The sequence below is a fragment of the Massilia sp. P2_C2 genome, from assembly GCF_056404615.1.
On sequence record NZ_JBFUDR010000009.1, the window covers coordinates 36649 to 47331 of the forward strand.

Sequence of the window (10683 nt, forward strand, 5' to 3'; positions counted from 1 at the left end):
CCTCGTTACATCTCGCGCGCGGCCGGCTCCTTGTCACCGCGCGCCACCGCACGCCGGATGGCCGCCGCCAGCGCGGCCGGTTCGACCGGCTTGGCGAGATAATCCGTAAAGCCTGCCTGCAACGCCTTGATGCGGTCGTCCTGGCGCGTGAACGCCGTCAGGGCGATGGCCGGGATGGCGGCCGTCGCGGCGCCCAGGCGGATGCGCCGCATCAGCTCGAAGCCATCGACCTCGGGCATGCCCACGTCGCTGACGATCACGTCCGGCTTCTCGCGCTCCAGCAGGGCCAGCGCCGCGCCGGCGCCGGGCGCCGTCATCGTGGCGGCGCCGCTGACCGTGAGGATTTGTTCCAGCACGTCCAGCGTATCGGGCGCATCGTCGATCACCAGCACGCGCAGGCCGGACAGGTCGGCCAGATCGCTCGCCGGCGCAGCCGCGCGCTGACCCGGCGCCGGCACGACCGCCTCGCGGCGCGCCAGCGGCAGGCGCACGGTGAACGTCGTGCCCGTGTGGGTGCCGGCGCTGTCCACGGCGATGGTGCCGCCGTGCAGTTCGACGAGTTGCTTGGCGATCGACAGGCCCAGTCCCAGGCCGCCGTGCTGGCGCGAGATCGATGCGTCCTGCTGGCGGAAGCGGTCGAACACATACGGCAGGAAGTCGGGCGCGATGCCGATGCCGGAATCGATCACGCGGATCACGGCGTCGTTGCCGTCGCGGCCCAGCAGCACCTGCACGTTGCCGCCCGACGGCGTGAACTTGACGGCATTCGCCAGCAGATTCCACAACACCTGCTGCAACCGTCCCGGATCGGCGCGCACTTCGAGCGGCGGCGCGCCCGGCTCGCGTCCCAGCTCGGTGCGCAGCGCGATCAACTTGGCCGCCGCGGCCGGGTGCACGGTGCCGAGCGCGGCCTCGATCACGCGGGCCGGCTCGACCGTCTGCACGTCCAGGCGCACGGTACCGGAAATGATGCGGCTCATGTCGAGCAGGTCGTCGATCAGCTGGCCCTGGGCGCGCGCGTTGCGCTCGATCGTCTCGAGCGCCCGCTTCAGCGTCGCCTCGTCCTTCACGCCCCGCTGCAGCATGCCGGCCCAGCCGAGGATGGCGCTGAGCGGCGTGCGCAGCTCGTGCGACAGCGTGGCGAGGAATTCGTCCTTCAGCGCGGACAGTCGCTCGGCATGGTCGCGCGCGATGCGTTCGCGTTCGAGCAGTTGCTGGCGCTCCAGCGACGTTGCCTGCGATATCGCGAGGATGCGCGCGTTCGCCTCCAGCCGCGCGTCGAACACGGACGCGATGAGGGACAGGCCGAGCACGCAGAACGTGGCCAGCACGACGAGCGTCGCGAGGCTGTCGCGGTGCACGCCCACGTTCGCGGCCATGCATACGCTGTCGGCCGGGAAGCTCGCGGCCGCCATGCCCGTGTAATGCATGCCGACGATGGCGAAGCCCATCACGACGGCGGCGCCGATGCGCGGCACCCACACGTCCGGCGTGCTGCGGCGCAGCCGGAAGGCGATCCACAGCGCCAGCGCCGACGCGACGACCGCGATCAGCACCGACAATGCGAACAGCAGCGGGTCGTACACGATCGCCGGCTGCATGCGCATCGCGGCCATGCCCGTGTAATGCATCGCGTTGATGCCGACCCCCATCAACACGGCGCTGACGCCGAGTCGCACGTGACTGAGGTTGACGCGGCTCACCTGCCACAGCGCCAGGCCGGACGCGGCGATGGGCAGCACGAGCGAGACGAGCGTGATGGGAATGTCGAAGGCGATCGGAATCGGCAGGCGGAACGCCAGCATCCCGACGAAATGCATGGCCCAGATCCCGGACCCCATCGCGGCCGCGCCGCCGAGGGTCCAGGCGAACCGCGTGCGTCCCGTCGCTTCCGACACCCGGCCGGCCAGGCTGAGCGCGGAATAGGACGCGACGATGGCGACGAGGATCGAAGTGAGGACCAGCGGGGTCTCGTAATATCCTGTCAGCATCGTTGGCGCTCGCTGGCTGCAAAGTGTGAAATGGCTGGGGGCGCGTCGCCGGGTAGGGTGGGCACCCCGTGCCCACCAGATGTTCGCGGGCTGGCACGCGTCTGGTGGGCACAGGGGTGCCCACCAGACGAGGCTACTGGCGCATCGGGTCGGCGTCAGTCCACAGTATGCTACCGGCGCGCGAGTTCAGCGAGAATAGTAACAGGAAATTTCATTTTGTTACTGTTGTGAAACGTTTTTCCGCCACAGGCGCGGTGGCAGCGGCGATCCCGGCACGTTCCAGCATCGCGTGCAGCAGCACGTTGCAGCCGGCTTCCAGGTGTGCGGGCTGGGCGTCCTCGATCTCGTTGTGGCTGATGCCGTCCTTGCACGGCACGAAGATCATGCCGGCCGGCGCCAGCCGCGCGACATAGATGGCATCGTGGCCGGCGCCCGACACGACGTCCATCGTCGAATAGCCCAGCTGCGCCGTCGCGGCGCGCACGGCGTCCACGCAATCCGGGTGGAACGGGCATGGCGGGTAGTACGACACGCGCTGCAGGTCGATGGCGAGGCCCGTCTCGCGCCGCGTGCGCTCGACGAAGGCTTCCATCTCGGCGTGCATCGTGTTCAGCAGCTCGTCCGTCACGTTGCGCAGGTCGATGCTGAATTTCACCTGGCCCGGGATCACGTTGCGGCTGTTCGGGAACACCTGCACCATGCCCACCGTGCCGCGGCCATACGGCGGATAGCGGTTGGCGATCGCCACCGTTTCCTGCATGATCGTCGTCGCCACCTGCAGCGCGTCGCGGCGCAAATGCATCGGCGTGGGACCGGCGTGCGCCTCCATGCCGCTCACCGTGCAGTCATACCACGACAGGCCCATCACGGCCGGGACGACGCCGATCACCCTGTTCGCATCCTCCAGCACGGGCCCCTGCTCGATGTGGGCCTCGAAATAGGCGCCGATCGGGTGGTCGCCCGGCGTCTGGGATCCCCGGTAGCCGATCCGTTCCAGCTCCTCGCCCACGGACTTGCCGTCGACGTCGCGCGCCGCGTATGCCGTCTCCAGCGAGAACGCGCCGCAGAACACGCCGGAGCCCATCATCACGGGCACGAAGCGCGAGCCTTCCTCGTTGGTCCAGAACGCGACCTCGAGCGACGCTTCCGTCCGGATGCCCCGCTCGTTCAGGGTGCGCACGACTTCCAGGCCGGCCAGCACGCCGTAGTTGCCGTCGAACTTGCCGCCCGTCGGCTGGGTGTCGATGTGGCTGCCCGTGACGACCGGGGGAAGGTTCGGGTTCGCGCCCTCGCGGCGCATGAAGACGTTGCCGATCCGGTCGACGGTGACGGCCAGTCCTTCGGCCTGCGCCCACTGCACGACGAGGTCGCGGCCCTGCCGGTCGAGGTCCGTCAGCGCGAGGCGTTTCACGCCGCCCTTGTCGGTGGCGCCGATTTGCGCCAGTTCCATCAGGGAGTTCCACAGGCGGGTGCCGTTGATGCGCAGGTCGTTCATGGTGTGTCTCCGGTTGGATTCAGATGGGGGCGCCGAATGCCGGCCGCTCCACGTAGCGCCCGGCGCCACGCTCGGCGCGCAGGTCGCCGTCCGCATAGGCCAGCTTGCCGGCCGCCACCGTGTGCGTCGCCACGCCGCGCACCGTGCGGCCTTCGAACACGTTGAAGTCGCCCTTCGAATGCTGCGTGGCGGCCGACAGGGTGCGCGTGGCCTGCGGATCCCACACGACGATGTCGGCATCCGCGCCGACGGACACGGAACCCTTGCGCGGATAGATATTGAAGATCTGCGCCGCATTCGTCGACGTGACGCGCACGAATTCGGACGGCGTCAACCGGCCCGTGTTCACGCCCGCGTCCCACACCACGGCCATGCGTTCCTCGACGCCGCCGCAGCCGTTCGGGATGCGCGTGAAATCGTCCGCGCCCATCGCCTTCTGGCCGGCGCAGAACGTGCAGTGGTCCGTCGCCGTCGTGTGCAGATTGCCGCCCTGCAGGCCCTGCCACAGCGCCGTCTGGTGGTGACTGGAGCGGAACGGAGGGCTCATCACGTACGCGCGCGCGACTTCCGGGTCGGGATGGCGATAGACGCTGTCGTCGATGACGAGGTGGCCCGCCAGCGCCTCGCCGTACACGCGCTGCCCCCGCGCGCGGGCCCGTTGGATCGCCTCCAGCGACTCGGCGCACGACACGTGCACGATGTACACGGGCGTGCCCAGGACGCCCGCGATCGCGATCGCACGGTTGGCCGCCTCGGCCTCCACGGCGGGCGGCCGCGACAACGGATGCGCTTCCGGTCCGCGGATGCCCTTGGCCAGCAGTTCGCGCTGCAGCTGGTAGACCAGCTCGCCGTTCTCCGCGTGCACGGTCGGGATCGCGCCCAGTTCGAGCGCGCGCCGGAAGCTTTTCACCAGCGTCTCGTCGTCCGCCATGATGGCGTTCTTGTAGGCCATGAAGTGCTTGAAGCTGTTCACGCCGTGGCGCTGGACGAGCGTGCCCATGTCCTCGTGCACGCTGTCGTCCCACCATGTGACGGCCACGTGGAACGTGTAGTCGGCCGCGGCCTTCCCGGCCCAGCCGCGCCACGTCTGGAATGCATCCATCAGGCGCTGCTTCGGATCGGGGATCACGAAGTCGATGATCGTCGTCGTGCCGCCCGCGAGCGCAGCCGCCGTGCCGGTATAGAAATCGTCGGCGGTGACGGTGCCCATGAACGGCAGCTGCATGTGCGTGTGCGGGTCGATCCCGCCCGGCATCACGTACTGGCCGCCGGCATCGATCACCTCCGCGTGCGCGGGCGCGTCCAGGTTCTCGCCCACGGCGACGATCCTGTCGCCCTCGCACAGCACGTCGGCGCGGAACGCGCGGTCGGCGTTCACGACGGTACCGCCACGGATCAGGATGGTCATGTCTCCCCCTTATTTAACAATAGGGAACCTCGAAAAACCGTCGCGAGCGGCAGCAATGCCGTTCGAGAAGCGCAGCTGTACGAACAGTACAGCCGGTCCGCCGCCGCGGAGCATCGCAGGACGGCAGCCTGCGCGGCCCGGAGCAACGCGCAGCAGGTTTTTCGACGTTCCCGCACTTCAGTCGAGCGAACGGGCAGGATGCAGCGCCGGGGCCGCCCTGCCCTTCATCATGAGCCCGTAGACGAGCGCGGAAATCGCGATCCCGACGAACCAGGCATAGGTGTACAGGGTCTTGAAGCCGGCGCCCACGTCCGGGAACGAGGCAGGAAACGCCGCGTTCAGGAAGCCCGGGATATTCGGCAGCACGCCCGCGGCGAACGCCACGATGGCGACCGGGTTCCAGCCGCCGCGATACCCGTAGATGCCGTCGTCGCGGTACAGCTGGTCGACGGCCAGTTCCGTGCGGCGGATCAGGTAGTAGTCGATGATCAGCACGCCCGCGATGGGGCCCAGCAATGCCGAGTAGCCGATCAGCCACGTGAAGATATAGCCTTGCGTCGATTCCAGGATCTTCCACGGCATCATCACGAGCGCGATGCCGGCCGTGATGTAGCCGCCCGTGCGATACGAGATGTGGCGTGGCGCCAGCGCGGAAAAATCGTAGGCGGGACCGACGAGGTTCGCGGCCAGGTTGACGCTGACCGTGTCGACGAGCAGGACGATCAGCGCGATCAGCACGGCGGCGCCTGTCATGCGGCTCGCCAGGTCGACCGGGTCCCACAAGGCCTTGCCGTACAGGACGACGGTGGCAGACGTGACGATCACGGCAAGCGCCGCCAGCAGGCCCATCGGCACGGGCAGGCCGATCGACTGGCCCAGCACCTGGTCGCGCTGCGTGCGCGCGAAGCGGGTGAAGTCGGGGATGTTCAGCGCGAGCGTGGCCCAGAAGCCGACCATCGCCGTCAGCGACGGCCAGAACGTAGGCCAGAACTGGCCGGCTTTCTTGCCGCCGGCGACGAATTGCGACGGTGCGTCCAGCAGCGGACCGAAGCCGCCAGCCTTCTGGTACACCCAGCCCAGCAGCACGAAGCAGATCACGATCTTCAGCGGCGCGGTGTACGTCTCCAGCCTGCGGATCGCATTCATGCCGTGCACGATGAACCAGAACTGGATCGCCCAGAACGCCAGGAAGCACAGTAGCTGGGCGCCGTTGATGCCGAGGCCGTCGAGCTTCGCGCCGCCGATCTCGTGCCCGGCCAGCACGCCCAGCAAGGTATAGATCATGCTGCCGCCGAACCAGGTCTGGATACCGTACCAGCCGCACGCGACGATGGCGCGCATCAGCGCGGGCAGTCGCGCCCCACGCGTGCCGAACGCGGCGCGCGCCAGCACGGCGTACGGGATGCCGTACTTGGTGCCGGCGTGGCCAATCAGCAGCATCGGCAACAGGACGATGGCGTTCGCGAGGAACACGGTGAACACGGCCTGGTAGGCGGACATGCCGGCCTCGATCAGGCTGGCCGACAGCGTGTAGGCCGGGATGCACATCACCATGCCGACCCACAGGGCGGCGAAGTGATACCAGCGCCAGGTGCGCTGCGCGGCGCTGGTGGGTGCGAGGTCCTCGTTCCAGAGATCGTGGTTGGTTGCGGGGTCGGTGCTCATCGGGGCGGTCTCCATCGGTTGCCGGTCAATGCGACATTAGCAGCAAGAGCGATGCCAGGCAAACGTAGGGTGGGCACCCCTGTGCCCACGCGTAACGTTCGCGATGTGTCGGCGTCACTGTGCCCACGCGTATCGTTCGCGATGTGTCGGCGTCACGCGTGGGCACGGGGTGCCCACCCTACGCCCGCGGATTGCGTGGATCCTGCGTCCAGTTCATGTACGGCTTGCCCGTCTCCTGCGGCACCATGGTGATGCACCCCTCGACCGGACAGGTGATCTCGCACAGGTTGCACCCCACGCATTCCTGCTCGATCACCTCGTACTTGCGCGCATTCCCGTCGACGATCCGCGCGACCGCCTGGTGCGACGTATCCTCGCACGCCACGTGGCAGCGGCCGCACTGGATGCATTTGTCCTGGTCGATGTGCGCGATGACCTGGTAATTCATGTCCAGGTATTTCCAGTCCGTCGTATTGGGCACGGCCTTGCGCGCGAACGCGGCGATGTTCTCGTAGCCTTTCGAATCCATCCAGCGCGACAGGCCATCCTTCATCTCCTCGACGATACGGAAGCCGTGCAGCATCGCGGCGGTGCACACCTGCACCGATCCGGCGCCCAGCGCGATGAACTCGGCCGCGTCGCGCCAGTTGCCGATGCCGCCGATGCCGGAGATCGGCAGGTTCCGCGTGACCGGGTCGCGCGCGATTTCGGCCACCATGTTCAGCGCGATGGGCTTCACGGCCGTGCCGCAGTACCCTCCGTGCGTGCTGGCATTGCCGACCGCCGGGAACGCGACCATGCGGTCGAGGTCCAAATGCGTGATCGAATTGATCGTGTTGATCAGCGAGACGGCATCCGCCCCACCCGCCAGCGCCGCGCGGGCGGGCGCGCGCACGTCCGTGATGTTCGGCGTCAGCTTGACGATCACGGGCAGCCGCGTATGCATCTTGCACCAGCGCGTGACGAGTTCGATCAGGTCCGGCTGCTGGCCCACGGCCGAGCCCATGCCGCGCTCGGGCATGCCGTGCGGGCAGCCGAAATTCAGTTCGATGCCGTCCGCGCCTGTCGCCTCGACGAGCGGCAGCATCTCGCGCCACGGCGCTTCCTCGCACGGCAGCATCATCGACACGACCAGCGCCCGGTCCGGCCACGCCTTCTTGACCGCCGTGATCTCGCGCAGGTTGATCTCGAGACTCCTGTCCGTGATCAGCTCGATGTTGTTGAAGCCGATCACCTCGCGGTTCTTCCCGTGCAGCGCCGAATAGCGCGACGACACGTTGACGGCCGGCGGATCTTCGCCGAGCGTCTTCCACACGACGCCGCCCCAGCCCGCCTCGTAGGCGCGCACGACGTTATAAGCCTTGTCGGTCGGCGGTGCGGACGCCAGCCAGAAAGGGTTCGGCGACTTGATGCCGCAGAAATCGATGCTCAGGTCGACCATCATGCCTCCGCTTTGGAAAGGATGTCGTCATGGATCGCCAGCGCGGCCAGCTTGCCGTGCTGGACGGCCTGCACCGTCAGGTCCTGCCCCGGCGCCACGCAGTCGCCGCCCGCGTACACGCCCGKCAGCTTGGTCCGGAAACGGGCGTCGACGCGGATCCGCTGTTCTCCCCCCTTGCCTTCCCGTTCCAGTTCGCCAGCGAGCGGGTCGGACAAAGCGTCGTTGTCCATGTGCTGGCCGATCGCCTTGAGCACGGCATCGGCCGCGATGTCGACGAAGACACCCATGCCGGCGAGGCGGCCGTCTTCCAGCCGCGTCTCCTCGAAGCGCATGCCGCGCACGCGCCCGGCAGCGTCCAGCAACACCTCGTGCGGCGCGGCCCAGGTGCGGATGCGTACGCCGTTCATCTTCGCGATCTCGATCTCGTGGCCGGTGGCGCTCATCGCCTCGACGCCGCGGCGGTACACGAGCGTCACCTCGTCCGCGCCGAGGCGCCCGATCTGCACGGCCATGTCGACGGCCGTGTTGCCGGCGCCGATCACGATGGCGCGCTTCGGCACGGGCAGCGCCGCGAGGTCGGACGCCTGGCGCAAGGTGGCGATATAGTCGACGGCCGCGGCGAAGCCCGGCGCATCCTCGCCCGTCAGCCCGAGGCGGCGGCTGGCGCCCAGGCCCAGGCCGAGGAACACGGCGTCGTAGCGCGTGTGCAGGTCCTGCAGGTGCAGGTTTCTGCCTAAGATGCGGCCATACTGGATCTCGATTCCGCCGATGGACAACAGGAACTCCACCTCGCGCTGGGCGAAGTCGCCCGGCAGCTTGTACTTGGCGATGCCGTATTCGTTCRGGCCGCCGGCCTTGTCGCGCGCCTCGAACACGACGACGTCATGGCCCAGCATCGCGAGCCGGTGCGCGCATGACAGGCCGGCCGGGCCGGCGCCGACGACGGCGATGGTCTTGCCGGTGGCGGGCGCGCGCTGGAACGGATGGCCGGCGAAATGCGCGTTGTCGATGGCGTGGCGCTGCAGCAGGCCGATTTTTACCGGCTGGCCCTCGGCGTCGTTGTTGCGCACGCAGGCGTCCTCGCACAGGATCTCCGTCGGGCACACGCGCGCACAGCTGCCGCCGAAGATGTTCTGCTTCAGGATGCCGACGGCGGCGCCCTCCACGTTGCCGTCGTGGATGTTGCGGATGAAGCTCGCCACGTCGATGCCCGTGGGGCAGACGCGCGTGCAGGGCGCGTCATAGCAGTACAGGCAGCGGGCGCTTTCGATGGCGGCCTGGCGCGCGGTCAGCGGGGGCGCGAGGTCGGTGAACCGCTCGGACAGGGCGGCGTGCGTGCCGGTGGCCGGCGGCAGGTGGTGGAGTGACTCGATCATGGCATCCCTTTTAGTTCATGGTGATACGAGGTCGGGTGGGCACCCCGTGCCCACGCGAACGCCAGCATGATGCATACGTCACGCGTGGGCACAGGGGTGCCCACCCTACGGCGTGACGCGCCGTGTTTATTTCATCTGCGGAAACGCGAACTCGGCCCCGCTGCTGGCGGTATTCGGCCACCGCTGCATGACGGCCTTGTGCCGCGTATAAAACCGCACGCCCTCAGGCCCGTACGCGTGATGGTCGCCGAACAGGCTACGCTTCCATCCACCGAAGCTGTTGAACGCCATCGGCACCGGCAACGGCACGTTCACGCCGACCATGCCCACCTGGACCTGGCGCACGAATTCGCGCGCCACGCCGCCGTCGCGGGTGAACACGGCGACGCCGTTGCCGTACTCGTTCGCGTTGATCAGCTCCAGCGCGCTGCCCACGTCCGGCAGGCGCACGACGCACAGCACGGGGCCGAAAATCTCTTCCCGGTAGATCGACATCGACGGCTCGACGTGGTCGAACAGCGTGCCCCCGACAAAGAAGCCGTTGTCACGGTCCGGCACCCGGTAGCCGCGGCCGTCCACGACGAGCGTCGCGCCCTGCTCCACGCCTTCGCCGATCAGCTTTTCGATGCGCTGCTTCGCGGCGAGCGTGACGACCGGGCCCATCTCGGCGCCATCCGCCATGCCGTCCGCGACCTTCAGGGCGCGCGTGCGCTCGGCCAGCCGGGCCACGAGGGCATCGCCCGCGTCGCCGACGGCGACCGCCACCGAGATCGCCATGCAGCGCTCGCCGGCCGACCCGTAGGCGGCGCCGATGAGGGCGTCGACGGCCATGTCCATGTCGGCATCCGGCATCACGACCATGTGATTCTTGGCGCCACCCAGTGCCTGCACGCGCTTGCCGGCCGCCGAGCCGCGCGCATAGATGTATTCCGCGATCGGCGTCGAGCCGACGAAGCTGACGGCCTGGATGTCCGGGTGGTCCAGCAGCGCGTCCACGGCCGCCTTGTCGCCCTGGACGACGTTGAACACGCCGTCCGGCAGCCCCGCTTCCTTCAGCAGCCGCGCATGCAGCAGCGACGGCGACGGATCGCGCTCGGACGGTTTCAGGATGAACGTATTGCCGCATGCGATGGCGACGGGGAACATCCACATCGGCACCATCACGGGGAAGTTGAACGGCGTGATGCCGGCGACGAMACCCAGCGGCTGGCGCATCGACCACGCATCGATGCCGCGCGCGATCTGGTCCGTGAATTCGCCCTTCAGCATCTGCGGGATRCCGACGGCGAATTCCACGACCTCAATGC

At 68.2% G+C, this 10683-nt stretch carries 7 protein-coding genes; all 7 read right to left on the minus strand.

The genetic code is table 11. The annotated features are described in order from the left end of the window. Nucleotides 1-5: 5 nt before the first annotated feature. Entirely contained in the window at nt 6-1991 is a 1986-nt protein-coding gene (locus tag AC1DYX_RS02205) for an MHYT domain-containing protein (RefSeq protein ID WP_477255845.1), read from the minus strand. Nucleotides 1992-2202: 211 nt separating this feature from the next. Beyond that, a complete protein-coding gene (locus tag AC1DYX_RS02210; RefSeq protein ID WP_477255847.1) occupies nt 2203-3486 on the minus strand; it encodes a Zn-dependent hydrolase in 1284 nt (427 codons plus the stop codon). Between the two features lie 19 nt (nt 3487-3505). Next, nucleotides 3506-4894, minus strand: a complete 1389-nt coding sequence (gene hydA, locus AC1DYX_RS02215; RefSeq protein ID WP_477255849.1) for a dihydropyrimidinase — start codon at nt 4892-4894, stop codon at nt 3506-3508. Between the two features lie 177 nt (nt 4895-5071). Beyond that, a complete protein-coding gene (locus tag AC1DYX_RS02220; protein ID WP_477255851.1) occupies nt 5072-6559 on the minus strand; it encodes an NCS1 family nucleobase:cation symporter-1 in 1488 nt (495 codons plus the stop codon). Between the two features lie 178 nt (nt 6560-6737). Beyond that, the gene (gene preA, locus AC1DYX_RS02225) at nt 6738-8000 is read right to left on the minus strand and encodes an NAD-dependent dihydropyrimidine dehydrogenase subunit PreA (protein ID WP_477255861.1); all 1263 of its coding nucleotides are present in this window, start codon (nt 7998-8000) and stop codon (nt 6738-6740) included. After that, nucleotides 8000-9376 (minus strand): NAD(P)-dependent oxidoreductase, encoded by a 1377-nt coding sequence (locus AC1DYX_RS02230; protein ID WP_477255853.1) that lies wholly within the window; start codon nt 9374-9376, stop codon nt 8000-8002. Before AC1DYX_RS02230 ends, preA begins: the two co-directional genes overlap by 1 nt. A 126-nt stretch (nt 9377-9502) precedes the next feature. Next, nucleotides 9503-10683: CoA-acylating methylmalonate-semialdehyde dehydrogenase (locus AC1DYX_RS02235; protein WP_477255855.1), on the minus strand; the 1181-nt coding region annotated here is incomplete at its 5' end.

Coding starts and splice junctions, on each gene's coding strand:
- AC1DYX_RS02205 (WP_477255845.1), bottom strand. CDS start 1,991: ATGCTGACAGGATATTACGAGACCCCGCTGGTCCTCACTTCGATCCTC.
- AC1DYX_RS02210 (WP_477255847.1), bottom strand. CDS start 3,486: ATGAACGACCTGCGCATCAACGGCACCCGCCTGTGGAACTCCCTGATG.
- hydA (WP_477255849.1), bottom strand. CDS start 4,894: ATGACCATCCTGATCCGTGGCGGTACCGTCGTGAACGCCGACCGCGCG.
- AC1DYX_RS02220 (WP_477255851.1), bottom strand. CDS start 6,559: ATGAGCACCGACCCCGCAACCAACCACGATCTCTGGAACGAGGACCTC.
- preA (WP_477255861.1), bottom strand. CDS start 8,000: ATGGTCGACCTGAGCATCGATTTCTGCGGCATCAAGTCGCCGAACCCT.